Origin of the sequence: Kitasatospora sp. GAS204B, assembly GCF_029892155.1 — a bacterium.
Lineage (GTDB): Bacteria > Actinomycetota > Actinomycetes > Streptomycetales > Streptomycetaceae > Kitasatospora.
Map to the genome: position 1 here is coordinate 241399 of NZ_JARZAG010000009.1, position 26103 is coordinate 267501.

The 26103-nt window shown below is 71.4% G+C and carries 18 protein-coding genes and 2 tRNA genes; 7 read left to right on the forward strand and 13 right to left on the reverse strand.

Annotated elements, in window-relative coordinates; all coding sequences use genetic code 11:
• Positions 1-118: 118 nt before the first annotated feature.
• Positions 119-195: transfer RNA gene (locus P3T41_RS15425), tRNA-Pro, on the reverse strand.
• Positions 196-338: 143 nt separating this feature from the next.
• On the opposite strand from P3T41_RS15425, the gene P3T41_RS15430 reads away from it, so the two are divergent.
• Together P3T41_RS15430 and P3T41_RS15435 are read left to right on the forward strand one after the other, a co-directional pair.
• Positions 339-409 (forward strand) — tRNA-Gly (locus P3T41_RS15430).
• Between the two features lie 88 nt (positions 410-497).
• The gene (locus P3T41_RS15435) at positions 498-1307 is read left to right on the forward strand and encodes a DUF6348 family protein (RefSeq protein ID WP_280690399.1); all 810 of its coding nucleotides are present in this window, start codon (positions 498-500) and stop codon (positions 1305-1307) included.
• A 39-nt stretch (positions 1308-1346) separates the two neighbouring features.
• Here the strand turns inward: P3T41_RS15435 and P3T41_RS15440 are convergent, their stop codons facing one another.
• The gene (locus P3T41_RS15440; protein ID WP_280690400.1) at positions 1347-1541 is read right to left on the reverse strand and encodes a hypothetical protein; all 195 of its coding nucleotides are present in this window, start codon (positions 1539-1541) and stop codon (positions 1347-1349) included.
• Positions 1542-1888: 347 nt separating this feature from the next.
• Positions 1889-3121 (reverse strand): PP2C family protein-serine/threonine phosphatase, encoded by a 1233-nt coding sequence (locus P3T41_RS15445; protein WP_280690401.1) that lies wholly within the window; start codon positions 3119-3121, stop codon positions 1889-1891.
• 255 nt (positions 3122-3376) lie between these two features.
• Here P3T41_RS15445 and P3T41_RS15450 point away from each other — a divergent pair, with 255 nt between their 5' ends.
• Positions 3377-4675, forward strand: a complete 1299-nt coding sequence (locus P3T41_RS15450) for a GNAT family N-acetyltransferase (protein WP_280690402.1) — start codon at positions 3377-3379, stop codon at positions 4673-4675.
• 27 nt (positions 4676-4702) lie between these two features.
• Here the strand turns inward: P3T41_RS15450 and P3T41_RS15455 are convergent, their stop codons facing one another.
• Positions 4703-5191 (reverse strand): ribose-5-phosphate isomerase, encoded by a 489-nt coding sequence (locus tag P3T41_RS15455; protein WP_280690403.1) that lies wholly within the window; start codon positions 5189-5191, stop codon positions 4703-4705.
• A gap of 300 nt (positions 5192-5491) precedes the next feature.
• Here P3T41_RS15455 and P3T41_RS15460 point away from each other — a divergent pair, with 300 nt between their 5' ends.
• Together P3T41_RS15460 and pepN are read left to right on the forward strand one after the other, a co-directional pair.
• Positions 5492-6796: an amino acid permease gene (locus tag P3T41_RS15460; RefSeq protein ID WP_280690438.1), complete on the forward strand. Its 1305-nt coding sequence runs from the start codon at positions 5492-5494 to the stop codon at positions 6794-6796.
• Between the two features lie 160 nt (positions 6797-6956).
• A complete protein-coding gene (gene pepN, locus P3T41_RS15465) occupies positions 6957-9653 on the forward strand; it encodes an aminopeptidase N (protein ID WP_280690404.1) in 2697 nt (898 codons plus the stop codon).
• Positions 9654-9729: 76 nt separating this feature from the next.
• Here pepN and P3T41_RS15470 read toward each other — a convergent pair whose 3' ends face one another.
• The 5 genes from P3T41_RS15470 to acnA form a co-directional block, all read right to left on the reverse strand.
• Positions 9730-10680: a carbohydrate ABC transporter permease gene (locus P3T41_RS15470; protein WP_280690405.1), complete on the reverse strand. Its 951-nt coding sequence runs from the start codon at positions 10678-10680 to the stop codon at positions 9730-9732.
• Between the two features lie 11 nt (positions 10681-10691).
• Positions 10692-11624, reverse strand: a complete 933-nt coding sequence (locus P3T41_RS15475; RefSeq protein ID WP_280690406.1) for a sugar ABC transporter permease — start codon at positions 11622-11624, stop codon at positions 10692-10694.
• A gap of 164 nt (positions 11625-11788) precedes the next feature.
• A complete protein-coding gene (gene ngcE / locus P3T41_RS15480) occupies positions 11789-13177 on the reverse strand; it encodes an N-acetylglucosamine/diacetylchitobiose ABC transporter substrate-binding protein (RefSeq protein WP_280690407.1) in 1389 nt (462 codons plus the stop codon).
• Between the two features lie 503 nt (positions 13178-13680).
• On the reverse strand, positions 13681-14337 hold the full coding sequence (locus P3T41_RS15485) for a maleylpyruvate isomerase family mycothiol-dependent enzyme (RefSeq protein ID WP_280690408.1): 657 nt from the start codon (positions 14335-14337) through the stop codon (positions 13681-13683).
• 84 nt (positions 14338-14421) lie between these two features.
• Entirely contained in the window at positions 14422-17067 is a 2646-nt protein-coding gene (acnA, locus tag P3T41_RS15490) for an aconitate hydratase AcnA (RefSeq protein WP_280690409.1), read from the reverse strand.
• Positions 17068-17407: 340 nt separating this feature from the next.
• Between acnA and P3T41_RS15495 the strand changes: the two genes are divergently transcribed.
• Positions 17408-17818, forward strand: a complete 411-nt coding sequence (locus tag P3T41_RS15495; protein ID WP_280690410.1) for a type II toxin-antitoxin system VapC family toxin — start codon at positions 17408-17410, stop codon at positions 17816-17818.
• 90 nt (positions 17819-17908) lie between these two features.
• Here P3T41_RS15495 and argF read toward each other — a convergent pair whose 3' ends face one another.
• From argF to P3T41_RS15510, 3 genes are all read right to left on the reverse strand, one after another.
• Positions 17909-18910, reverse strand: coding sequence for an ornithine carbamoyltransferase (argF, locus tag P3T41_RS15500; RefSeq protein WP_280690411.1), 1002 nt, complete (start codon positions 18908-18910; stop codon positions 17909-17911).
• Between the two features lie 226 nt (positions 18911-19136).
• Positions 19137-21818, reverse strand: coding sequence for a polynucleotide kinase-phosphatase (locus P3T41_RS15505; RefSeq protein ID WP_280690412.1), 2682 nt, complete (start codon positions 21816-21818; stop codon positions 19137-19139).
• On the reverse strand, positions 21815-23473 hold the full coding sequence (locus P3T41_RS15510) for a 3' terminal RNA ribose 2'-O-methyltransferase Hen1 (protein WP_280690413.1): 1659 nt from the start codon (positions 23471-23473) through the stop codon (positions 21815-21817). Before P3T41_RS15510 ends, P3T41_RS15505 begins: the two co-directional genes overlap by 4 nt.
• Before the next feature lie 138 nt (positions 23474-23611).
• Between P3T41_RS15510 and dapD the strand changes: the two genes are divergently transcribed.
• Positions 23612-24613 carry a 2,3,4,5-tetrahydropyridine-2,6-dicarboxylate N-succinyltransferase gene (gene dapD / locus P3T41_RS15515; protein ID WP_280690414.1) on the forward strand — a complete coding sequence of 334 codons (1002 nt, stop codon included), beginning with the start codon at positions 23612-23614 and terminating at the stop codon, positions 24611-24613.
• 191 nt (positions 24614-24804) lie between these two features.
• Here the strand turns inward: dapD and P3T41_RS15520 are convergent, their stop codons facing one another.
• Positions 24805-26085, reverse strand: a complete 1281-nt coding sequence (locus P3T41_RS15520) for a DUF6099 family protein (protein WP_280690415.1) — start codon at positions 26083-26085, stop codon at positions 24805-24807.
• Positions 26086-26103: the final 18 nt, after the last annotated feature.

Consider the following 26103-nt stretch of genomic DNA (forward strand, 5'->3'; position numbering starts at 1 on the left):
GAGCGGCCCGGTCCCCGACTGCCGGGGAATGGGCGGTGGCTCTTCCGCCAGCGGCCCATCCTACCGGGTACCACAAAGCCACCTCGCCGATGGCCGTGGCCACCGGCTGTGATGGTGATGGTCGGGGTGACCGGATTCGAACCGACGGCCTTCCGCTCCCAAAGCGGACGCGCTACCAAACTGCGCCACACCCCGCACTTTGCGAGAGGAAGCGTACACGCCGGGCCCGTCCGGCTCGCCGATATTCAGGAGTTGGCAGGCGCGTGCGCGCCGGTCGCCCGACCAGGTACGCTGATCCCCGTCCAGTCCGGCCGAATCAGCCGGGCGCGGACGCCTGTGCGGGCGTAGCTCAATGGTAGAGCCCTAGTCTTCCAAACTAGTCACGCGAGTTCGATTCTCGTCGCCCGCTCTGTCCCCAAAGGCCCCGGCTTTTCCGAGCCGGGGCCTTTGGCATGCCCGGGTGTGGCATGCCCGGGTACGACACAGGAGGAGGGCGGGTGGACCCCGAGCAGCGGCTGGCGGTCATCCAACGCGGCGTGGTGCGCGAAATGGCGCGTTATGGACGGGAGTTCACCGTCGACGGGGCCGTGGTGCGGGGCCCGGGCAGCACCGCGGTGGCCGTGCGCGACCATCCCGGACCGGACGGTGGCCATGTCGACCTCGGCTTCGTGCTGACCCTGGGCAGCGCCGAGGCGCCGGTGCTCTGGGACTGCACCGCGGGGCTGGGCACCACCGAGGAGGAGAAGCTCGACAGCGCGGTGCGGATGTGGGCCGGCACCACGGCGGCCGCGGTGGTGGAGTTCCTGGAACGCGAGGGCCGGCACGGCGACCACCTGCGGCTGCCCGCGCTGCCCGGCTGGCAGGCGGTGCAGGGCCCGGCCACCGTCTTCGGCTTCCAGAGCGCCCGGCTCTCCACCTGGTTGGGCGGGCGCGAGCTGATGGCCGAACTGGCCCCCGCGCTGGCACCGGAGTTGACGGACCCTCGGCTGAACGGCGTGAAGCTCTTCCTCGGCGGCCGGGCGGGCGACGAGGTGGCCGAGGTCCGGGTGAACGGCACGGTGGCGCAGACCGCCTCCCAGGCGCTGGGCAGCCTGGACTGGCCGCGCGGCGAACGGTTCTGCTGGGCGCGGCTGTTCGTGCTGCTGGCGGCGGACCGGCCCGGCCTGGCGGCGGTGCGCGCGGCCGAGACCGAACCGCCGTTGCCGCTGGCATACCCACCGGCGCACGACCCTGCCGCCGCCGGCACGATGGCACGGCGGCGCGAGGCGATCGGACGCTGGTGGCGGACCAGACGCGCCGGGCAGTGAGCCCGGGCGGATCCGCGCCGGACCTACCGGCCGATGTTCCTACTGGCCGATGTTGGACAGCGTCTTGGCCATCGTGCTCAGGAAGTCCTGGATCGGCTTCGCCGCGGTCGACTGGTTCAGCATGAAGCCGAAGAGTGCGGCCAGGATGGCGTGCGGGATCTTGATCTGCTTGTTGCGGATGAAGATGATGAGAATGATGCCGAACAGGACCAGCGCGGAGACGGAGAGTGCCACCCGGACTCACTTCCTCATTGTCGTGGCGGTACGGACCACGGCCTGTCCGACGGTCCAAAGGCGCAACCCGCCGCCACCCCCGTGCCCCCCGAGATCCGGCCAGTCCCGCCCCGACTCAGTGTGGTCGACCGTGCCGACTGCGTAAAGGACTTGCCGCTGACCCGTGCCGAACATCCTGCGATGTGAGACGAGTTTCCGCCGGACGAGACGATAGCCCACGGAAGTTGACGGAGCGTCGGCAGGGGCGCCCAGCTGGGCCGTTCGTCTACCGATCGACCGCCGGACAGGGCAACCGGATTTGGCCGAAGATCACCGTTGATCGTTGACAGCGACGATCAAGGCCTGTTCTAGGTTCGCCAGAGCAGCAGCACGGCCCGGTCGTCGTTGATGTCCTTGGCCACCGTCTCGATCAGCCGCACCGCCGCGCCCGCGCTGTCGCTGCCGAGTTGGGCGCCGGCCACCAGGCGGTCGGCCTCGCCCATCAGCCGGTCCATGCCCTCGGAGAGGTCCCGCCCGGGCGCCTCGACCATGCCGTCGGTGCAGAGCAGCAGCACGTCCCCGGGGCCCAGCCGGCCGCGCACCCCCTCGAACTTGGCGCCGTCGTACAGGCCGAGCAGCGGGCCCTCGGTGGACTCCTTGACCTCCCAGCGCCCCGCACCCGCCAGCCGCTGCATGCCGGGCAGATGGCCGGCCGAGAGCAGCTCGTACTCCCCGGTGTCCAGGTCCAGGGCGAGCTGCACCGCGCTGGCGAAGCCCTCCTCCCAGTCCTGGCGCAGCAGGTAGCCGTTGGCGGCGGGGAGGAACTCGTGCGGCGAGAGCGAGCCGAGCAGCCCGCCGAAGGCACCGGAGAGCAGCAGCGCCCGCGAGCCGGCGTCCATCCCCTTGCCCGAGACGTCGGCCAGCACGACTTCCAGCATCCGGCGCCCGGGCCCGGTGCGGGCCGCGACCACGAAGTCGCCGGAGAAGGACTGCCCGCCCGCCGGACGCAGCGCCATGTCGGCGTGCCAGCCGTCCGGCAGCTTCGGCAGCCGGCTCTGCACCTTCAGCCGCTCGCGCAGGTCGAAGAGCATCGAGCCGCCACCGCGCCAGGGCACCCCGACCCGGCTGCGGAACTGGGCCAGCAACAGTCCGGCCACCCCGACCGCGCCGACCACCAGGGCGGCCCCCGGGGTGACGCCGAAGACGTACTCCTCGGGCCGGCTGCTGGCCGCCCGCTCGCCGGTGTGGATCACCGACTCGGTGGACAGGCCCAGCGCGGCGGTCGCGTAGAGCAGCACCAGCGAGACCGGGCGCAGCAGCAGCGAGCCCACCAGGATCGGCAGCACCAGGGCGGTCGGCGGGACCCAGGCGGGGATCGCGACGTTGAGCGCGACCAGCAGCGGGACCAGCAGGAGCAGCACCGCGAAGGCGAGCCAGTCGGCGGCGTCGCCGCGGAAGTAGTCCACCCCGGTCCGGCGCAGGGTCCGCCGGGCCCGGTAGAGGCGCTTGCGCAACCGGGCCGTGAGGGGATCCGCGGCCGCTTTCGCCGTGGTCCCCGTCGCACTCGTCTGGGGCGGTGTGCCCGGCGTGCTGCCAGCCATGGGGCCCGACCTTATCCAGCGGGGACGTCCCGCGTCGACGGGCGTTCACCGGCAGTCCGCGCGGACGCTCGATTTCGGCCGGGCGGCGCGGGCCGCGCGGGGGTCACCGGGGGCTCACCGGGGGCTCACCTCAGCCGCGCCGGGAAGCGGCGAGGGGCGCGTCATCGCAGCGTGCGCCGGTGTCCGAGCCCTCCGCCGCGCGGGTCGGCCCGCGACCGGCTCGCCCGCGAGCGGCCCGAGTGATAGCTGTGGCATATGACACAGCCTGCCGGCCCCCAGGACGCGTCCGACGACGCGCCCCAGGAGGCACTCAGCCTGCGGCCGCTCGCGGCGGCCGACTGGGACGCCTGGTACGACGCGCTGGAGGTGGCCTTCGGCGAGGTGGAGTCGCCCGAGCGCCGGGCGCTGTGGCGCGCCCTGACCGAGGTGGACCGCGCGCTCGGGGTCTGGGAGGACGCGGTGCCGGTCGGCTCGGCCGCCGCCCACTCGTTCCGGATGGCGGTGCCGGGCGGCGCGGTGCTGCCCACCGCCGCGGTGACCATGGTCGGCGTGGCGCCCACCCACCGCCGGCGCGGGGTGCTCACCGCGCTGATGCGCCATCAGCTGGACGAGATCCACGAGCGCGGCGAGTCGCTTGCGGTGCTGGAGGCCTCCGAGCCGGCCATCTACGGCCGGTACGGCTACGGACTGGGCAGCTGGAAGCTCGCGGTGCGGATCGCCCGGCCCCGGGTGCGGCTGGACCGGCCGGCCCGGCTGCTGGCGGACCAGGAGCGGATCCGGCTGCGGCTGGTCGACCCGGCGCGGGCCGCGGCGGCCTGCGAGCGGCTGTACGCCCGCCAGGTGCCGCTGCGCCCGGGGATGCTGGCCCGCCGGCCCGGCTGGGACCGGCTGGCGCTGCTCGACCCGCCCGCCGAGCGGCAGGGGCAGACCGGACTGCAGTGCGTGCTGGCCGAGGACCGTCGGGACGGCGAACTGCTCGGCTACGCGCGCTACTCGACCAAGGTGGAGTGGCTGCAGGGCGGCGCGGCGGGCGAGGTGCGGGTGCGCGAGGTGACGGCCAACGAGCCCGGGGCGCACGCGGCGCTCTGGGCGTACCTGCTGGACCTGGACCTGACCGACACGGTGGTGGCGGAGAACCTGCCGGCGGACGATCCGCTGCTGCACCTGGTCTCGGACCCGCGCCGGCTCTGCCCGCAGCTCGCCGACTCGCTCTTCGTGCGGCTGGTGGAGGTGGGCGACGCGCTGCGCTCACGGCGCTACGCGGCGCCGGTGGACGTGGTGCTGGAGGTGACGGACGAGTTCTGCCCGTGGAACACCGGGCGCTGGCACCTGCACAGCGCGGGTCCGGCCACCGCCGCGGCCTGCGAGCCCTCCGACGCGCCGGCCGATCTGGCGCTCTCGGTGCGGGAGCTGGGCTCGGCCTATCTCGGCGGCGCCACGCTGGCCGCGCTGGCCCGGGCCGGGCTGGTCGGCGAGCTGCGCCCCGGCGCGCTGGCGGCGGCCTCGCACGCCTTCGCCTGGGATGTGGCGCCCTGGCTGCCGCACGAGTTCTGAAGGCCCGTGCGGCGGCCGGGGTGTGGGTCAGCCCTGCTGCGGGTGGTGGGCCGGGATCGGCGGGAGCTCGCCGGTGATCTCATAGGCCGTCAGCATCTCGATCCGGCGGGTGTGCCGCTCCTCGTTGCTGTACGGGGTGTTGAGGAAGATCTCGACGAACTTGGTCGCCTCCTCCTGGGTGTGCATCCGCCCGCCGACGCTGATCACGTTGGCGTTGTTGTGCTCGCGGCCCAGCGCGGCGGTCTGCTCGCTCCAGGCCAGCACGGCGCGCACGCCCTTGACCTTGTTGGCGGCGATCTGCTCGCCGTTGCCCGAGCCGCCGATCACGACGCCCAGCGCCTCGGGGTCGGCCGCGGTGCGCTCGGCGGCGCGCAGGCAGAACGGCGGGTAGTCGTCCACCGCGTCGTAGACGTGCGGGCCGCAGTCGATCGGCTCGTGGCCGGCCTCCTTGAGCCACTCGACGAGGTGGTTCTTCAGTTCGAATCCGGCATGGTCGGAACCCAGATACACGCGCATGGGGAGAAGTGTGGCACGCGGGTCGGCGCTCATCGTCGAAGGGCGGGCACCACGTCACATCGGCGGCACCGCACACGGACCATTACGTTCGGTCATGGCCCGTTCCGGATGGTGAGCCCAGCGGCCGGCTGCTTGGCGCCCGGTCGCCACCCCCGGATAGTGAGACGGATCGTCCGCTCACCGAACGTCTGGATCACCCCGATGACCACCACCGCCCCGTCGGCGCCCAGCGCCGACCCCGAGGCGACGGCCACCGCCGGCCCGCAGCTCACTCATGGTCTGAAGCAGCGTCACCTCTCGATGATCGCGCTCGGCGGAGTCATCGGGGCCGGCCTCTTCGTCGGCTCCGGCGCGGGCATCGCCGCCGCCGGCCCCGGGGTGATCCTCGCCTTCACGCTCTCCGGCCTGCTGGTCATGCTGATCATGCGGATGCTCGGCGAGATGTCCGCCGCGCACCCCGCCTCCGGCTCCTTCTCGGTGCACGCCGAGCGGGAGATCGGCCCGTGGGCCGGGGTCACCGCGGGCTGGATGTACTGGGTGATGCTCTGCTGCGGAGTGGCCGCCGAGGCCACCGCGGCCGGCTCGATCATGAACTCCTGGCTCCCCGGGGTGCCCGGCTGGGCCTGGGTCGGCGTCTTCATGGCCTTCTTCTGCGCCAGCAACCTGACCGCGGTGAAGAACTTCGGCGAGTTCGAGTTCTGGTTCGCCGCCATCAAGATCACCGCGATCGTGGCCTTCCTGGTGCTGGGCGTGCTGGGCGTCACCGGTGTGCTGGGCAGCGCGCCCGGTACGGCCAACCTGACCGGGCACGGCGGCTTCCTGCCGCACGGCACCAGCGGCCTGATCACCGGCCTGCTCGCCTCGGTCTTCGCCTACGGCGGGCTGGAGACGGTCACCATCGCCGCCGCCGAGTCCGACGACCCGCGCCGCAACGTGGCCAACGCGGTGCGCACGGCGGTCTGGCGGATCGCCGTCTTCTACATCGGCTCGATGGCCCTGGTGGTCACCCTGGTGCCCTGGAACGATCCCGATGTGGTCAAGCTGGGCCCGTATGTGACGGTGCTTCAGTTCCTGCACGTGCCGGGCGCCGCCCAGGTGATGCGGGCCGTGGTGCTGATCGCACTGCTGAGCGCGATGAACGCGAACATCTACGGCTCCTCCCGGATGGCCTTCTCGCTGGTCTCCCGGGGCCAGGGACCGCGCGCGCTGGCGAAGGTGAGCGGCGGCGTGCCGCGCCTGGCGGTGCTGGCCTCCTGCGGCTTCGGCTTCGCCGCCGTGCTGGCCGGCTACTGGTGGCCGGACACCGTGTTCAGCTGGCTGATGAACACCACCGGCGTGGCGATCCTGGTGGTCTGGCTCTTCATCGCGGTGGCCCAGCTGCGGATGCGCCGCCGGCTGGAGCGGGAGGCGCCCGAGCTGCTGACCGTGCGGATGTGGGCCTTCCCGTACCTGACCTGGGTCGCGCTCGCGGCCGTGGTCGGCGTGCTGGCCCTGATGACCACCACGCCCGGCGACCGCGACCAGCTCTACGCGGCCGGTGTGCTGGTCGCCGCGCTGAGCGCCGCCGGCTACTGGCGCCAGCGGCGGGTGGCGGCGCGCGGCTGAGCGGGGCGGGCGGGGCGGGCGGTAGGCCGGTCGGTCGGTAAGCGGCGCGCAGCCAGGTTGCCCGGTACGTCCCGGGGTGCGCGTGAAAGGATGCGCCCCGGGGCAGGACCTGCCCCGACACCTGCACAGCACCGTGCGAGCCGGACAAAGGAGTACCGCAGTGCCGGGCAAAAACCTCAGCCGGGACGAAGCGCAGGCGCGCGCCGGCATCCTCAGCGTGGACGGCTACGAGGTCCACCTCGACGTCACCGGCGCTCCGGACGCCTCGAACGCGACCTTCCGCTCCGTCACCACCATCCGCTTCCGCTGCACCGAGCCCGGCTCCGCGAGCTTCGCCGACCTGCTGGCGCCGAGCGTGCGGGCCGTCACCCTGAACGGCCGCCAGCTGGACCCGGCCACCACCTTCGACGGGACCAGGGTCGCGCTGCCCGAACTGGCCGTCGAGAACGTCCTGGTGGTCGACGCCGACTGCGCCTACAGCCGGACCGGCGAGGGGCTGCACCGGTTCACCGACCCGGCGGACGGTGAGACCTACCTCTACACCCACTACGAACCGGCCGAGGCCCGCCGGGTGTTCGCCAACTTCGAACAGCCGGACCTCAAGGCGCCCTACCGGTTCACCGTGACCGCGCCCGCCGCCTGGGACGTCTACGCCAACGAGGCCGAGGAGAGCGTCGAACAGGACGGCGCGGCGAAGACCTGGCGCTTCCTGGCCACCCAGCCGATCTCCACCTACCTGACCGCCGTGGTGGCCGGCCCGTACCACGTGGCACGCGACCACTGGAGCCGTGAACTGCCCGACGGCAGCACGCTGGAGATCCCGCTCGCGGCCACCTGCCGCAAGTCGCTGGCCCCGTACTTCGACGCCGACGAGATCTTCGAGGTCACCAAGCAGGGCCTGGACTTCTTCCACGACGAGTTCGACTACCCGTACCCGTTCGGCAAGTACGACCAGTGCTTCGTGCCGGAGTACAACATCGGCGCGATGGAGAACCCGGGCTGCGTCACCTTCCGCGAGGAGTACGTCTTCCGCTCGAAGGTCACCGAGGCCGCGTACGAGGCCCGGGCCAACGTCATCCTGCACGAGATGGCGCACATGTGGTTCGGCGACCTGGTCACCATGAAGTGGTGGGACGACCTGTGGCTCAAGGAGTCGTTCGCCGACTTCATGGGCGCGTTCGCGCAGCGCGAGGCGACCAAGTACCAGGCCGCCTGGGTGACTTTCGCCAACCAGCGCAAGGCCTGGGCCTACCGGCAGGACCAGTACCCGACCACCCACCCGATCACCGCGGACATCCGCGACGTCGAGGACGCCAAGCTCAACTTCGACGGCATCACCTACGCCAAGGGCGCCTCGGTGCTCAAGCAGCTGGTCGCCTACGCGGGCCGGGACGCCTTCTTCGAGGGCGCCCGCCGCTACTTCAAGGCGCACGCCTTCGGCAACACCGTGCTCGGCGACCTGCTGGAGGTGCTGGCCGTCACCTCCGGGCGCGGCGAGCAGGCGATGGCCGACTGGTCCAAGGCCTGGCTGCAGACCGCCGGCGTCAACGCGCTCACCCCGCAGCTGACCGTGGACGCCGAGGGCCGGATCACCGAACTCGCGGTCCTGCAGGACGGCGACACCCTGCGCCCGCACCGGATCGCGATCGGCCTCTACGACCGCGAGCCGGACGGCTCGCTGCTGCGCACCGCGCGGGTCGAGCTGGACGTCACCGGCGCCCGCACCGTGGTCCAGGAGCTGGCCGGCCGGCCGCGCCCGGCGCTGGTGCTGGTCAACGACGACGACCTGACGTACTGCAAGATCCGCTTCGACGAGGAGTCGCTGGCCACCCTGCGCGGCTCGCTCGGCTCCATCGAGGACACCCTGGCCCGGGCGCTGGTCTGGTCGGCCTGCTGGAACCTGACCCGGGACGCCCTGCTGCCGGCCCGCGACTACCTGGACCTGGTGCTGCGCTTCGCCGGCCAGGAGTCGGACATCGGCGTGCTGCAGACCCTGCACAGCCAGGCCTTGGCCGCGCTGGACCTGTTCGTCGACCCCGGCTACCGGGCCGAGGGGGCCGCGCTGCTGGCCTCCTGCGCACTGCGCGAACTGCGCGCGGCGGCGCCGGGCAGCGACCACCAGCTGGCCTGGGCCCGCTTCCTGGCCCAGACGGCGGATCAGGACCCGCTCCGAGCCGAAGAGCCCGCCGGTGTCGAAAGCGACGAGCGACAAGCGACCGAGGAACGAGGGAGTGCCGGAGCGAGGAACGTCGACACCGGGTCCGAGGGCCCGGAGGCGAGCGAGCGAATCACAGAACTCGGGTTGCTGGCGGAGCTGCTGGCCGGCACCGCCCGGATCGACGGTCTGGAGGTGGACCAGGACCTGCGCTGGTCGTTCTGGATCGCGCTGGCCGCCGCCGGGCAGGCGACCGTCGAGCAGCTGGATGCCGAGCTGAAGCGGGACCACACCGCCAGCGGCAACCAGAAGGCCACCCAGGCACTGGCCGCCCGGCCCACCGCCGAGGCCAAGGCGGCTGCCTGGTCGGCCGTGGTGGACGACGACTCGCTGCCCAACGCGATGGTCGGCGCGCAGACCGCGGGCTTCGCCCAGGCCGGACAGCGGGAGCTGACCGCGCCGTACACCGCGCGCTACTTCGAGCTGCTGGAGCGTATCTGGGCCGAGCGGAGCATCGAGATCGCGATCCGCTTCGTCAGCGGCTTCTTCCCGCGGCTGCAGACCGACCAGGCGACGCTGGCCGCCGCCGACGCCTGGCTGGACGGGCACCGGCAGGCCGCGCCGGCGCTGCGCCGGCTGGTCCTGGAGTGCCGCGACGAGCTGGCCCGCGCGCTGCGGGCGCAGGCGGCCGACCGGGCCTGACGCCCGGCCTGGTGCCCAGCCGACCATGACGCGGCCCGCCCCGGGTGCACCGGGGCGGGCCGCAGCGTGTCCGGCGCTACTTGAGGGTGGCCGAAGTGAGGCCGGCCTGCACCTGGCGCTGGAAGGAGAGGTAGACCACCAGCACCGGCAGCATGGCGATGGTCATCCCGGCGAACAGCGCCGGGAAGTTGCTCGCGTAACCGGACTGCTGCGCCAGGTTGATCAGGCCCTGGGTCAGCACCGAGTGGTCCGGGTCCCCGCCGTGCTGCTGCTGCATCAGGGTGACCGGCAGCAGGTACTGGTTCCACTGCCCGAGCACGTTGAAGATGCCGACGCTGATCAGCCCGGACTTCGCCATCGGCACCATGACCTGGAAGAACGCCCGGGTGTGCGAGCAACCGTCGATCATCGCCGCCTCGTGCACGGCGGTGGGCAGCGAGCGGAAGAAGGAGTACATGAAGAAGACGGTGAACGGCAGCGAGTAGGCGACGTACACCAGGATCAGGCCCAGGTAGCTGTTCAGGCCCAGCAGCGGGGAGATCTGCCCGAGGTTCTTCACCATGAAGAAGAGCGGCACCAGCGCCAGGTAGACCGGGAACATCGCGCCGGCCACGAAGAAGAAGTAGATGATCCGGTTGCCGGGGAACGCGTAGCGGGCCAGCACGTAGGCCGCCATCGAGCCGAGCAGCATCGTCAGGGTGACCGAACCGACCAGCACGATCAGGGTGTTGGCGAAGTAGTGGGCGATCCCCTGGTGCCAGGCGTAGCTGAAGGCGCTGAAGCCCCAGTGCGCGGGCCAGGCCCAGGCGCTGCCGCCGATCTGCGCGTCGGTCTTGAAGGAGCCGAGCACGATCCAGACCAGCGGGCCGATGATCATCACTGCCCAGAGCGCCAGGAAGCCGTGCGAGAAGACGTTGAGCACCCCTCCCCCGTCGGCGAACCGCTGCTCCCTGGCGGGCTTGCGGGCCGGCGCGGGGTGGTCGCGCGGCGCGGGGACCTCGGTGGTCAGGTCGGCGTTGGTGGTCATCACGGCCCCGCTCAGTACTCGATCCGCTCGCGCCGGGTGACCCGCAGCGAGACGACGGACAGGATCAGCGTGATGAAGAAGATCACCACGCCCATGGCGCAGGCGTAGCCCGCCTTGCCGAAGGTGATGAAGTTGCGCATCAGGTAGGTCGACATGACCTCGGAGTGGTAGTTGGGCCCGCCGCCGTAGTAGGCGCCCTGGGTCATGGTGGAGACCAGGGCGAAGGCGTCCATCGCGGCGATCGCCAGGTAGACCCAGGCGGTCTGCACCGTCTCCCAGAGCAGCGGCAGGGTGATCGTGAAGAAGGTCTGGGTGCGCTTGGCCCCGTCCAGCAGCGCGGCCTCGTAGATGTCCTTCGGGATGGACTGCATCGCGGCCGAGAAGAGCACCAGGTAGAAGCCGACGCCCGACCAGACCAGCACGCCCATCACGCACCAGAGGGCGAGGTTCGGATCGGCCAGCCACTGCCAGGGGTGGTTCGCGTTCTCCAGACCCAGCTTGACCAGCACGCCGTTGAGCAGCCCGCCCTGGTCGGTGCGGTAGACCGCCTGGAAGAGCACCGACAGGATGGCCACCGAGAGCACCTGCGGGAAGAAGAAGATCACCTTGTAGAACCCCGCGCCGCGCACCCCCTGCACACCGCCGGTGCCGCCCCGGCCGCCGACGTTGAGCATGAAGGCGAAGAACAGCGACAGCAGGATGGTGGCGATCGGCAGCAGCACCAGCAGCAGCAGGTTGTGCAGCAGCGCGGTACGGAAGACGCTGTCGCCGAAGAGCTGGGTGTAGTTCCGCAGCCCGACGAAGTGCATCGTCTGCGAGGCCCCGGACCAGTCGGTCAGGGAGTAGCCGAAGGTCTGCAGGTACGGCCAGATGACCAGCACCAGGTAGAGCACGATCGGGATGATGAGGAACCCCACGATGAAGGGGTACTTGCGGTGACGCATGCGCCTGCTCCTGTCCGCCACAGCCTGTGTCCGACAGGCTTGGTACCGCGGTGTCGCCCGAGGGTGGCACCCGAAGGTGCCGCCTGAAGGTGTCGCCCGAACACGCCAGGAGCACCGGGGCCCGTGAGCGGGCCCCGGTGTCCCTCCACTGAGCTGACCGCCGCTCAGACCTTCGAGCTGGTGGCGGCCTTGCCTGCCGCCACCCACTGCTGCGGGGTCATCCGGCTGTTGACCAACTCGTTGGTGGCGTTCTGCAGCGCCAGGTCGTAGGCGGTCTGCAGGTCGCGGTAGGTGTAGTTGAAGGTGGCGGCACCCGCCGCGGTGACCGCCGCCGCCGAGGACTTGGTGCCCGGCTTGAGCGGCACGCTGGGGTCGACCCCGTCCTTGAGCACGGTCAGCGAGTTGGCGGTCGAGGCGAACTTGCCGGAAGCCTCCTTGGTCAGCATGACCCGCAGGAACTCCAGGCCGCCCGCCTGGTTCCTGGCCTTCGTCGGCACGACGAACGGCTCGCCGGCGCCGGCCTGCACCGCGTTCTGCGGCATCTTGGCGCCGGCCAGCACGGGGAACGGCAGGAAGGCCATGTCGAAGTCGGCCGGGGTGATCTTGATCATCTCGTTCTCGAGCCAGGAGCCGCACGGGATGAAGGCGGCCTTGCCCTGGCACCAGGCGGTCTGCGACTCGGTGTGGGTCATGCCGTTGGTGCCGGGCAGCAGGTAGTCCTTCTGCATGATCTCGTAGAAGGCGCTGATCCCCGCGAGCACGGCCGGGTCGTCCCAGGCGGCCGGGTCCAGCGCGTCGATCCGGGCCACCAGGTCGGGGCCGCCCTGCTTGGCGATCATCCCCATGATCATGAAGTTGGCGTAGTACGGGTACTTGCCCTGGTGGCAGAAGGGGGCGATGCCGGCCTGCTTGATCGTGGCGCTGAGCGAGACGAAGTCGTCCCAGGTCTTGGGCGGGGTCCAACCCTTCTCCGTGAAGAGCTTGTTGGAGTACCAGAGGCCGTAGACGGTGTAGACGTAGTTGAGCGAGTACATCTTGCCGGCGATGGTGCCCTGGTCGATGGTGCCCGGCAGCAGCACGTCGCGGATCTTCTTGGACGGGTCGTCGCGGTAGGGCGCGTCGAGCAGCACGGTCAGGTCGGTCAGCTGGCCGGCCTTCTGCAGCACGTCGATCTTCATCTGCTGGGCGCCCGAGTCGTCGATGACGTCCGGCGGGTTGCCCGCGTTGAAGCGCGGCTGGAGCTTGCCGCTGATGTCCTGGGTGGCCAGCTGGCTGATCGTGGAGCCGGCGTAACTCCGCTTGTAGATGTCCTCGATGGGCTTGGCGTAGTCGGCGCCGTAGCCGCCGTCGAAGATCACGACGTCGAGCGGGTCGCTCGACTTCACCCCGAAAGGGTTGTCGGCGGAGCCGGTGGTCGGCGCGCTGCCGCCGCTACCGCTGCCGCCGGAGGCGGCACAGGCCGCGACCAGGGGGCCGCCGGCCGCCGCCATCACGGTCAGGGCGGCGGCGCGCTTGAAGATGTCGCGGCGGTTGTATTCGGTTGCAGAGCCCATGTGTGTGCTGACCCCTCGCTGTCAGGTGGTGCCACGATGCGGTGAACTCCGCTCCCGGGCAGGCTGGTTGCCGGGGCGGGTGACTGAGCAACGGCTCGACGGACGACCAGGCGAACAGCTCTGGTGGATCGTCAATTTGCCTGTCCCCCAAGCACTTTGGCTTTTCGTCAAGACCAAGGTGCTGGTCAGGACGGGGTTTTGTCGATGCGAAAAGGTATAGTCCTCTGTTCACTCGGCGGCAATAGTCTCCCCGTCGCAAGCGGTCCGGAGCACTCAAAGCGTTGCCGGCGGTGCAGCATGTGCAATGTTCAGGGAACCTGCATATTTGCCGGACTCCGCTCGGCTGCCGCCTCGGATGCCCTTTGCGTCGAGACCCTAGCGCGATCCTGATCACTTGGCCATAGAAATGAGCAGCTTCGAGCAGAAGTGGGCATGAAGGCATGAAGGCATGGGGGCATGCGGTGATTGCGGGTCCGGGTCCGGGTCCGGGTCCGGGTCCGCGGTCAGTGCGCGGGCAGCCGCTCGGCCAGGGTGGCCACTCCAGGGCCGGTCAGCTCAGCCAGGCCCGCCCGGCGCCCGGCGATCACCACCAGCAGGTCGAGCAGCGGGCCGCTGACCCCGTTGCCCTCAGCCGGCTCGCCGGCCGACCAGGCGGCGTCGGTCGCGGTCAGCTGAAGCCCGGCGATCCGCTTCTTGCCGCCGATCAGCAGGTTGGAGCCGCGGTAGAAGTCGGCGCAGCGGATCAGCGCCTCCTGGGGGTACTCGTGCGCGATGCCGAGCGGGCGCCGGATGTCCTCCGCGTGCACCACGGTCTCGCCCAGCCAGCTCTCCACCGGGCCCGGCGGGTGGTCGGTCGAGTCGATCTGCGCGGCGAAGGCGTTCACCGTGGTCGCCGGGCGGCCCCGGGTCAGCTCATGGATCTCGCGGTCGGTCATCACGTCGAACCGGAATCGGGCGCGGGCCAGCTTGGCGAAGAACGCCGGGGGCGTCATCCGGGCGGTCGCGGCCAGGTGCGCCAGGGTGTCACGGACCGTGCGTCCCGCACAGAGCGAGAAGACGACCCACTGCTCGGGGGTCAGCTGCTGCACGTCGGCGAGCAGCGCGCGCCGCTCGGCGTGGATCAGCGCCCAGGTCTCGGAGGGATCGGATCGCGTCGCCATGCTTCCGGAATAGCACGGGCCGCGCCCCTCCACAGGAGGAGCGCGGCCCGTGTGTCACCGGCTACTGTCAGCCGCTGTGCTCGATCAGCCGATCAGGCTGCGCAGCACGTACTGCAGGATGCCGCCGTTGCGGTAGTAGTCCGCCTCGCCGGGGGTGTCGATGCGCACCACCGCGTCGAACGTGATGCCACCCGCGGTGACCTTGACGGTCTTCGGCGTGCGGCCCTCGTTCAGCTCGGTCACGCCGGTGATGGCGAAGGTCTCCTCGCCGGTCAGGCCCAGCGAGTCGGCGTTCTGGCCCTCGGGGAACTGCAGCGGCAGCACGCCCATGCCGATCAGGTTCGAGCGGTGGATGCGCTCGTAGGACTCGGCGATGACGGCCTTGACGCCCAGCAGCGCGGTGCCCTTGGCCGCCCAGTCGCGCGACGAGCCGGAGCCGTACTCCTTGCCCGCCAGGACGACCAGCGGGGTGCCGGCGGCCTGGTAGTTCTGCGAGGCGTCGTAGATGAACGCCACTGGCGCGTCGGCCTGGGTGAAGTCGCGGGTGTAGCCGCCCTCGGTGCCCGGCGCGATCTGGTTGCGCAGGCGGATGTTGGCGAAGGTGCCGCGGATCATCACCTCGTGGTTGCCACGGCGCGAGCCGTACGAGTTGAAGTCCCGCTTCTCCACGCCGTGCTCGGTGAGGTACTGGGCGGCGGGCGTACCGGCCTTGATGTTGCCGGCCGGGGAGATGTGGTCGGTGGTGACCGAGTCGCCCAGCTTGGCCAGCACGCGGGCACCGGCGATGTCGTTCACCGGGCTCGGGGTCTTGGCCATGCCCTCGAAGTACGGGGGCTTGCGGACGTAGGTGGACTCGGCGTCCCACTCGAAGGTGTTGCCGGTCGGGATCGGCAGCGACTGCCAACGGTGGTCACCGGCGAAGACGTCGGCGTAGTCCTTGGTGAACATGTCCTGGTCGATCGAGCTGGCGACCACCTCGGCCACCTCCAGCTCGGACGGCCAGATGTCGGCGAGGAAGACGTCGTTGCCGTCGGCGTCCTGACCCAGGGCGGCGCGGGTGATGTCGACGTTCATGTTGCCGGCCAGGGCGTAGGCGACCACCAGCGGCGGGGAGGCCAGGTAGTTCATCTTGACGTCCGGGTTGATCCGGCCCTCGAAGTTGCGGTTGCCGGAGAGCACCGACACCACGGCGAGGTCGGCCTCGTTGACCGCGGCGGAGACCTCCTCGGGCAGCGGGCCCGAGTTGCCGATGCAGGTGACGCAGCCGTAGCCGACCAGGTTGAAGCCCAGCTTCTCCATGTAGGGGAGCAGGCCGGCCTTCTCGTAGTAGTCCATGACGACCTTGGACCCGGGGGCCAGGGTGGTCTTGACCCAGGGCTTGACGTGCAGGCCCTTCTCCACGGCCTTCTTCGCCAGCAGGGCGGCGCCCAGCATGACGGAGGGGTTGGAGGTGTTGGTGCAGGAGGTGATCGAGGCGATCACGACCGCGCCGTTGTCGATCTCGTACGACGAACCGTCAGGAGCGGTGACGGCGGTCGGCTTCGAGGCCTCGGCGGCGTAGGAGGGCAGCGCCTCGGCGAACTTGGCGGCGGCCTCGGCGAGGACCACGCGGTCCTGCGGGCGCTTCGGGCCGGCGATCGACGGCACGACGGTGGCGAGGTCCAGCTCCAGGTACTCGGAGTAGACCGGCTCGACGGACGGGTCGTGCCACAGGCCCTGCTCCTTGGCGTACGCCTCGACCAGGGCGAGCTGCTGCTCGCTGCGGCCGGTCAGGCGCAGGTAGTGCAGGGTCTCGTCGTCGATCGGGAAGATCGCGCAGGTCGAGCCGAACTCCGGCGACATGTTGCCGATGGTGGCGCGGTTGGCCAGCGGGATCGCGGTGACGCCGGCGCCGTAGAACTCGACGAACTTGCCGACCACACCGTGCTTGCGCAGCATCTCGGTGATGGTGAGCACCAGGTCGGTGGCGGTGGCGCCGGCCGGCAGCTGGCCGTTGAGCTTGAAGCCGACCACGCGCGGGATCAGCATGGAGACCGGCTGGCCGAGCATGGCCGCCTCGGCCTCGATGCCGCCGACGCCCCAGCCCAGCACGCCCAGGCCGTTGACCATGGTGGTGTGCGAGTCGGTGCCGACGCAGGTGTCGGGGTAGGCCTGGCCGCCGCGGACCATGATGGTGCGGGCCAGGTGCTCGATGTTCACCTGGTGCACGATGCCGGTGCCCGGCGGGACGACCTTGAACTCGTCGAACGCGGTCTGGCCCCAGCGCAGGAACTGGTAGCGCTCCTTGTTGCGGCCGTACTCGATCTCGACGTTCTGGGTGAAGGCGTCCTTGGTGCCGAACTTGTCGGCGATCACCGAGTGGTCGATGACCAGCTCGGCCGGGGCCAGCGGGTTGATCTTGGCCGGGTCGCCGCCCAGCTCCTTGACGGCCTCACGCATGGTGGCGAGGTCGACCACGCATGGCACGCCGGTGAAGTCCTGCATGATCACGCGGGCCGGCGTGAACTGGATCTCCTCGCTCGGCTGGGCGTTCTGGTCCCAGTTGCCGAGGGCGCGGATGTGGTCGGCGGTGATGTTCGCGCCGTCCTCGGTGCGCAGCAGGTTCTCCAGCAGCACCTTGAGGCTGTACGGCAGCCGCTCGGAACCCTCGACGGCGGAGAGCTTGAAGATCTCGTACGACTCGTCGCCCACCTGCAGCGAGCTGCGGGCGTCGAAGCTGTTCGCGGACACGACTGACTCCTTCTAGGTGCTTCGTGCGGCTACTAGGGCTCGGGTGGGGGCTCGAGTGGACCACACGCTGAAGCCCGGGATCGCCTCTCGGCATTTATCTTGACGTCAAGATAAACCCTAGCGCGGAGTTATCTCGATGTCGAGATAAACCATAGTGCATGGGCAGACGCAGAGTGACCTCAGGCAGCCTGCGGCGCGCCCGCCCGGCCGCCGCCGCGCTCCGGCCGCGTGCCGGCGGTGCTCCGGCGGTGCTCCGGCCGCATGCCGGCCGCGTGCCGGCGGTCGAGTACCGGCCCGGGTCGATGGATTCCGGCCGGTTCCGGGTCGCTAGCGTGGGGGCATGATCGTCGTCGATGCCTCCGCACTCGTACTCGCACTGGCGGACCAGGGCGAGCGTGGAGTGGCGGCCCGGGCCGCGCTCGCGGCCGACCCGGAGTGGGCCGCGCCCGAACACCTGTTGATCGAGGTGATGCAGTCGCTCCGGGGCCGCTACCTCGCCAAGGAGAACACCGCCGAGCAGGTCGCGGCGGTGGCGGCCGAGCTGCCCCGGATCGCGTTCCGCAAGATGGAGCTGGCCCCATTGCTCGGCCGCGTCTGGGAGTTGAAGGACAATCTGACCCCCGACGACGCCGCCTACGTGGCGGTGGCCGAGCTGCTCGATGCGCCACTGGTCACCGCCGACCTGCGGCTCGCCCGGGCCAGCGGGCCACGGTGCGAGATCCGCGGGATCCACGGGGCCGCGAACCGCTGAGGCGGGGCCGCAGGGCAGCAGCGGCCCCGCCTCAGCGCCGCTGCGGGTGCGGGGGTGCGGGGTGCGGGGGTGCGGGGTGCGGGGTGCGGCTCAGCTGCCGAGGGTGGCGACCAGCACGGCCTTGATCGAGTGCAACCGGTTCTCGGCCTGGTCGAAGACGATGGAGTGCGTCGACTCGAAGAGCTCGTCGGTGCACTCCAACTCGGCCATGCCGGTGGCCTCGAACAGCTGCCGGCCGAGCTTGGTGCCCAGGTCGTGGAACGCCGGCAGGCAGTGCAGGAACTTGACCCGCGGATTGCCGGTGGCCCGCACGGTGTCCATCGAGACCTGATAGGGCTTCAGCAGCTCGATCCGCTCGGCCCAGGCCTCCTTGGGCTCCCCCATCGACACCCAGACATCGGTGTAGAGGAAGTCGGCGTCGGCAACGCCCGCGGCAACCTCCTCGGTGAGGGTGATCCGGGCGCCGCTTGCGGCCGCGAGCTGTTCGGCGGCCTTGCGGACCTCCTCGGCCGGCCACAGTTGCTCAGGGGCGACGATCCGGATGTCCATGCCGAGCAGCGCACCGGTGACCAGCAACGAGTTGCCCATGTTGGAGCGGGCATCGCCGAGGTAGGCGAGGGTCACCTCGGTCAGCGGCTTGCGGCAGTGCTCCTGGATGGTGAGCACGTCGGCCAGCATCTGGGTGGGGTGCCACTCATCGGTCAGCCCGTTCCAGACCGGCACCCCGGCGTGCGCCGCCAACTCCTCGATCAGTGCCTGGCCGTGCCCCCGGTACTGGATGCCGTCGAACATCCGGCCGAGCACCCGGGCGGTGTCCTTGACCGACTCCTTGTGACCGATCTGCGAACCGGCCGGGTCCAGGTAGATGGCGTTGGCGCCCTGGTCGGCGGCGGCCACCTCGAAAGCGCAGCGGGTCCGGGTCGAGGTCTTCTCGAAGATCAGCGCGATGTTCTTGCCGCGCAACCGGGGCTGCTCGGTACCCGCGTACTTGGCGGCCTTGAGCTGGGCGGCGAGGTCGATCAGGAAGTGGAACTCCTGAGCCGTGAAGTCGAGCTCCTTGAGGAAGTGCCGATTCCTGAGGTTCAAAGCCATGGCCGGGCTCCTGGGTGGGACGGGGACAGGGGACAACGAAGAGAGGCCAGGCAATAGTATACGAGGACATGAATTTCTATACATCGGGCTGCCAGTGCCGGCCACCCTGGTCACTCCAGGGTGGCCGGGCGCGGTCACCCTGGAGTGACCGCACCGTCGCGCCGGACTGCCACCTGCCAGCCCGCCGGCTCCCCCGCCGGACAGTCCGCCGGCTCGCCGCCGGCCGCTACAGGCGCGGGTCCACCGGCTCCGACTCCAGCGCCAGCACGGCGAACACCGGCTCGTGCACCCGCCAGAGCGGCTCCCCGCCCGCCAGCCGGTCCAGTGCCTCCAGGCCCAGCGCGTACTCGCGCAGCGCGAGCGAGCGCTTGTGGCCGAGCGAACGCTGACGCAGCGCACCGAGGTGCTCGGTGTAGTCGGGGCCGTAGATCAACCGCAGGTACTCCCGGCCGCGGACCTTCAGCCCCGGCTGCACCAGCCCACCGGGCCGCCCCTCCCCCGGTGCGCCCCGCACCAGCGAAGCGAGCGGCTTGACCACCATGCCCTCACCGCCGGCCTCGGTCAGCTCCTCCCACCAGGCGATGCCGGCGGCGATCGAGGCCTCGTCCTCGGTGTCGACCAGCAGACGCCCGGTGGCCCGCAGCAGGGGCTCCGGCTGCTGCTGCGCACCCGGCTCGACGCCCACCGCCGCGGCGTCCTTGACCCACTCCTCATCGGCCGCGACCAGGCGGTCGAGCCAGGCGAGGTGTTCGTCGTGCGGACGCACCGCGAGGTTGGCGCCCTCGGCGGCCAGCAGCTGGAACGGCGCCAGCCGGACCCCGTTCAGCCCCTCGGTGGGCCAGCAGTAGCGACGGTAGGCCGCACTGAACGCCTCGGCGTCGACCGCTCGGCGGCGGTGCCGTTCGGTCAGCTCGGTCAGGCCGTCGATCCCCCGGGCGGCCGCCTGCTCCAGCGCCGCGAGCACCTCGGGCAGCGCGGAGCGGGCCGCCGCCCCCACCGCCGCGTACTGACGGCGCAGCAGCTCCAGCGCCTTGAGCGACCAGGGCAGCAACTCGGCGTCCAGCAGCAGCCAGTCGGTGGCCAACTCGGCGAAGAGCCCGGCACGCTCGGCAGCGACCCGCACCCGTGTGAGCAGTGCCTCGGTCAGCTCCTGGTCACCGAGGAAGGCGCGCCCCGTCCTGGTCCAGATGGCGCCGGGACCGGCCAGGCCGAACCGCTGCTCCAGCGCCTGCGGATCACGCGCCACCAGCAGCACGGCTCGCGAGCCCATGTGCTTCTCCTCGCAGATCACCTGCCGCACGCCGTCGGCGCGGTAGGCGAAGAAGGCCTCCTCGGGGTGCTCCAGGTAGCTCTCGCGCCGGGAGGTGGCGCTCGGGGCCATGGTCGGCGGCAGGTAGGCGAGCAGCCGCGGGTCGAGCGCGAAGCGGCTCATCACCTCCAGTGCGGCGGCCGCGTTCTCCTCGCGGACCGAGACCCGGCCGGCCAGCGAGGTCTCCACCACCCGGCGCCCGGCCACATCGGCGAGGTCCAACGGGCGGCCCTCCCTGGCACCCGGGGCATCGCTGATCATCGGACGCACCGGCGCGTACCACTCCCGCTCGGCCGGGACGCTGACCAGCTCGCGCTCCGGGTAGCGCAGCGCGGTCAGGCTGCCGCCGAAGACGCAGCCGGTGTCCAGGCAGATGGTGTTGTTGAGGAAGCTCGCCACCGGCACCGGCGTGTGGCCGTAGACCACCAGCGCCTTGCCCCGGTACTCCTCGGCCCACGGGTAGCGGACCGGCAGCCCGAACTCGTCGGTCTCGCCGGTGGTGTCCCCGTACAGGGCGTGCGAGCGCACCCGGCCGGAGTTGCGGCCGTGGTACCGCTCCGGCAGGCCGGCGTGGCAGACCACCAGGTCGCCGCCGTCCAGCAGGTAGTGGCTGACCAGGTCGCGCATGAAGGCCCGGACCTCGGTGCGGAACTCCTCCGGCTCGGCGGCCAGCTGGTCCAGCGACTCCCGCAGGCCGTGCGCGACGGTGACCTGACGGCCGCTCAGCGCGCGTCCCAGCTTGTTCTCGTGGTTGCCGGGCACGCAGAGCGCGTGCCCGGCCGCGACCATGCCCATCACCAGGCGCAGCACGCCCGGGGTGTCCGGGCCGCGGTCGACCAGGTCACCGACGAAGACCGCGGTGCGGCCCGCGGGGTGCGCGGCGTCCACCGGGCGGCCCTGGTCGTCACGGGTGAGCTGATAGCCGAGGCGGGTGAGCAGGGTCTCCAGCTCGGCCCGGCAGCCGTGGATGTCGCCGACGAGGTCGAACGGACCGGTGCGCTCGCGCAGGTCGTTCCAGCGCTTCTCCAGGACGATCTCGGCGGCCGCCACCTCGGCCACCCCGCGCAGGTGGTGGACCTTGCGGAAACCCTCACGCTCCAGGCCGTTCAGCGAGCGGCGCAGCTCGCGGTGCTGACGCGGGATCACATGCGCGCCGAACGCGCAATCGGGTCGGCTGCGGTTGCGCTCGGCGCAGACCCCCTGCGGGACGTCCAGCACGATCGCGATCGGCAGCACGTCGTGCGCCCGGGCGAGCGCGACCAGCTGCTTGCGCGCGGCGGGCTGCACATTGGTCGCGTCGACCACGGTGAGCCGCCCGGCCGCCAGTCGCTTGCCGACGATGTAGTGGAGCAGCTCGAAGGCGTCGGCGGAGGCCGACTGGTCGTTCTCGTCGTCCGAGATCAGGCCGCGGCAGTAGTCCGACGAGATCACCTGGGTGGGCGCGAAGTGCCGGCGGGCGAAGCTGGACTTGCCCGAGCCGCTGATGCCGACCAGCACCACGAGGGAGAGGTCGGTGACCGGCAGCCGCCGGGGCGCGGAAGCATCCGGCTCCGTCGGGGTGTGCGGGTCCGTCGGGGTGTGCGGTGTCTGGTCGGTCATCGGGATGCACTCCTCTCGGGGGTGGCGCCGGCGGGTTCGACACCGCGGCGGAACAGGGCGAGCTGGGTGGGCGGGCCGACCTGCGGGTCGTCCTGGCCCACCGGGCGGAAGGCGACGGTGTACCCGTAGTTCGCCGCCACCAGCTCGGCCCAGGAGCGGAACTCGGCCCGGTCCCACTCGAAGCGGTGGTCGGCGTGCCGGTGGTGACCCGCCGGGAGGGTCTCCCACCGCACGTTGTACTCGACGTTGGGCGTGGTGACGATCACGGTCGCCGGGCGCGCGGCACCGAAGACCGCGTGCTCGAGCGCCGGGAGCCTGGGCAGGTCCAGATGCTCGATCACCTCGCAGAGCACCGCCGCGTCGTAGCCCTTGAGCCGGGCGTCGGTGTAGGTCAGCGCCCCCTGCACCAGCCGCACCCGAGCCGCCTGACGCTCCGACAGCCGCTCCAGCCTCAGCTTGCGGGCGGCCGCCGCCAGCGCGCTGGAGGAGACGTCGACGCCGAGGACCTCGGTGATCCGCTTCTCCTTGAGCAGCGCACCGACCAACTCCCCCTGGCCGCAGCCGAGGTCGAGCACCCGGACGGCGCCCACCTCGGCCAGCAGCCCGACGATCGCCTCACGGCGCTGCCGCGCGAGCGGGACTGGCTTGGCAGCATCGGCCTCCAGCGACTCGGGGTCCTGCGGCTCGGGATCCTGCGGTGGCTGCGGTACCTGTGCAGCTGCGGTTGCCTCGGTCGGTGCGATCGGTGGGATCGCTTCGGCGGTCTCCGGCAGCCCCGGCGTCCCGCTGTCCGGCTCCAGAGTGACGGCGTTGTCCAGCTCCTCGGCCTCGCTGTCATCGGCCTCGGCGAGCCGGGCCAGCTCCAGGCGGCGCAGCGCCTCGTTCGCCAGCGACCAGCGGCGGTGCAGGTAGCGGCGGGTGATCAGGGCCCGCTCGGGGTGGTTCGCGAGCCATCCCTCCCCCGCGTCGAGCAACTTGTCGACCTCGTCCGGCGCCACCCAGTAGTGCTTGGCACCGTCCAGCACCGGCAGCAGCACGTAGAGCTGCTGGAGCGCGTCGGACAGCAGCAGGGTGCCGGTGAGCTCCAGGCGCTGGTAACGCGAGTCGCCCCAGGCCGGAAAGGTCTCGTCCAGCGGGATCGCCGAGCTGGTGACCTCCCAGCCGAGCGGCTCGAAGAGCCGGTTGACCAGCGACGGCGCCTCCGACGCCGGGTCGGGCCGGCGACTCTCGCCGCCGCCCACGGCGACCGCAGGCAGCCGCACGGTCAGCGTCCGCGCCTGCTCGGCCAGTCCCGGCCGCTGCTCGCAGACGCCCTTCATCGCCGTCCGGAACACCGTGCGCAGCGCCACCGCGAGCAGTGAGGAGGCCGCGTACGGTCGGTCGTTGACGTACTGGGAGAGTGCGGCGGCGCCCGCGGTCGCGCTCGGGGAGCCGGACCGTCCCTTGCCCCGGCCACGCCGGACCAGCGAGATCGGGTCGACGTCGAGCAACAGCGCGGCTGTGCACCGCTGCTCGCTCGCCTCGGGATAGAAGACGTGGGCATCGCCGTGTGACGTGCTGAAGCGCTGTGCCTTCCCGGGGTGCTTGTGCAGCAGGTAGCCCAGGTCGGTGGCCGGGTGCTCGGCAGTTCCGGTGGTGGAGATCGAAATGAACACCTGCTCGAGTATTCCGGTCGTCCGGTGCCCGAAGCACGTGGTTTTGTCGCGGCCGGGGCTGTCCGTGCGTGGCAGGCAGGTCGCCACACCTGTCCGCTGCATGGGCCGCTTCGGCAGGCCTGGCCGGAATTGGTTACCGTGCACGATGTGACTGCTGAAACGACCTCCGCTCCCGCCCGTGGTGCCATCGCCGCCGGTCTGGCGACCATCGCCGCCGACGGCACCGTTCTCGACACCTGGTTCCCCGCCCCCGTGCTGACCGACGAGCCGGGCCCCACCGGCACCGTCCGGCTGACCGCCGAGCAGGCCGAAGCCGAGCTCGGCGCCGGTGCGGCCGCCGCGCTGCGGACCGACGCCCGGCGCGGTGTCGAGGTCGTCGCCGTGCGAACCGTGATCGGCTCGCTCGACGAGAAGCCGCTGGACGCCCACGACATCTACCTGCGCCTGCACCTGCTGAGCCACCGCCTGGTCCAGCCGCACGGGCAGAACCTCGACGGCATGTTCGGCCTGCTGGCGAACGTGGCCTGGACCAGCATCGGCCCCGTTCCGGTGGAGCTGGTCGAGCAGGCCCGGCTCGCGGTGCGCGCCGAGGGCGGCCAGCTGGCCGTCTACGGGATCGACAAGTTCCCGCGGATGACCGACTACGTCGCGCCGAGCGGCGTGCGGATCGCGCACGCCGACCGGGTCCGGCTGGGCGCTCACCTGGCCGCCGGCACCACGGTGATGCACGAGGGCTTCGTGAACTTCAACGCGGGCACGCTGGGCACCTCCATGGTGGAGGGCCGGATCAGCGCCGGTGTGGTGGTCGGCGACCACAGCGACATCGGCGGCGGCTCCTCGATCATGGGAACCCTGTCCGGCGGCGGCAAGCAGACCATCTCGGTGGGCGAGCGCTGCCTGCTGGGCGCCAACGCGGGCATCGGCATCTCGCTGGGCAGCGACTGCGTGGTCGAGGCCGGCCTCTACGTGACCGCCGGCACCCGGGTCACCCTGCCGGACGGCACGGTCGCCAAGGCGGTCGAGCTCTCCGGTCAGGACAACCTGCTCTTCCGTCGGAACTCGCAGTCCGGCGCAGTCGAGGTGATCGCCCGTTCCGGTTCGTGGGGTGGCTTGAACGCCGATCTGCACGCGCACAACTGACCTCCTCTCAGGTCGAGGCGCTCCGGTGTCCTGATGGCCTGAGCCGCAGCGGGCCCCCGCCGTGCTCCCCAGCACCGGCCGGGGCCCGCTGTCGTGCGGGTGGCGCGAGCAGCGTGGACAGCGCGCGCAGCGTGGCTGGTCCGAGCGGCGCGGGCGCATAGGGCAGTGGGCCGAGGTGGAGCAAGCCCAGGTCACCCGGGGGGCTGAGACACGGAGGCAGGTGGACCGCATCGGGTGGTGCGCGGTGACCGGGCGGAGCGTTGGGTCGTTGGGGTGATGGGGTCACGCGCCCCCACCCGCCGCACCACACCGCACTCCCGAGCTGGAGGGTCCGCCTTCATGTCCGAGCCCAGGTACGAGGCGCCCGTCGCACCGCCGCAGCACCCGGCCAAGAGTCTGCTGGACCAGCTGCAGGAGCTGCTCGCCTCGGTCAACGCGGACCTGGCCGACCTCGCCGGGCTGGGTGCCGAGCTCGGCCCGGCCCGTGGTTCGGCGTCGGGCGTGGAGCTGACCGACGGGGAGCTCTGCGATGAGCTGGAGGCTTCCGGTGCCCGGCGGGCAGCGGACCGCTCCGGCGCCACCGAGACCGGGAACGGCGCCGTCGGCTGGTAGCCCTGCCCGGGCGGCGGGGTGAGGGTGATCACCAACCGCAGCTCGTCCCCGGCAGGATCGACCTCCCGCCCCCGCGCCACGCCGGCGTGACAGACCTCGGCGGGATCACCGTCAGCGGGATCACTGTCGGCGGTCTCTCCCTCGGCCGGCGCGGCAGCCACCGACTCCGCGGCTGCGGGATCCTCCGCTGCCGACGTCTCCTCCATCGGCTCGTCGAAATTCGCCGGGCCCGGCACCCGGCTCGGCGGCCCGCCGGCCCGCCCACCCGCCGACCACGACGCCGGCCCGGGCGGCCCACCCCACCTGGCCGAGCCCCAGCTCGCCTCCCACCTCTCACCACGCGGCGGGCCGCCGTCGGCCGAGTCGGCGTCCAGTTCTTCCAACGGCTCGACGACGGCGCGGCGGCGCAAGGTCCGGAGCAGCTCGATCACCAGCGCACGGCACTCCCCGCTCGCGTCGAGCCCGTCGATGGCGAGCCAGTAGACGCCCTGGGCCGCCGAGTCGGTGGAGTCGGCGATGGCGACCAGTGCCTCGGCGACCTCGGCGAACAGCAGCCGCAGCTGCTCCAGCACCGGCCCGAGCTCGCCGATCCGAGTCAGCCGGTCGGCCCGCCCGAACGTCACCCGGTCACCACCGTCCGGCGGGTCGGCCACCGCCTCCAGCAACCCCACGGCGTGGCCGCCGGCCCGGGCGAGCAGCCGGGCGACCGTGGCCACCTCCTCGGCCGGGTGGCGGCTCAGGCGCTCGGCCAGCACCGCGGTGAGCGAGGCCGACTGCCAGGCCTCGGAGAGCACGTCCGCCACCGTGCGGGCCTCGGCGAGCGCGTGGCGGGTGGTCTTGATCAAACGCAGTGCGTCCATGACGACGTCCTGCCCTTC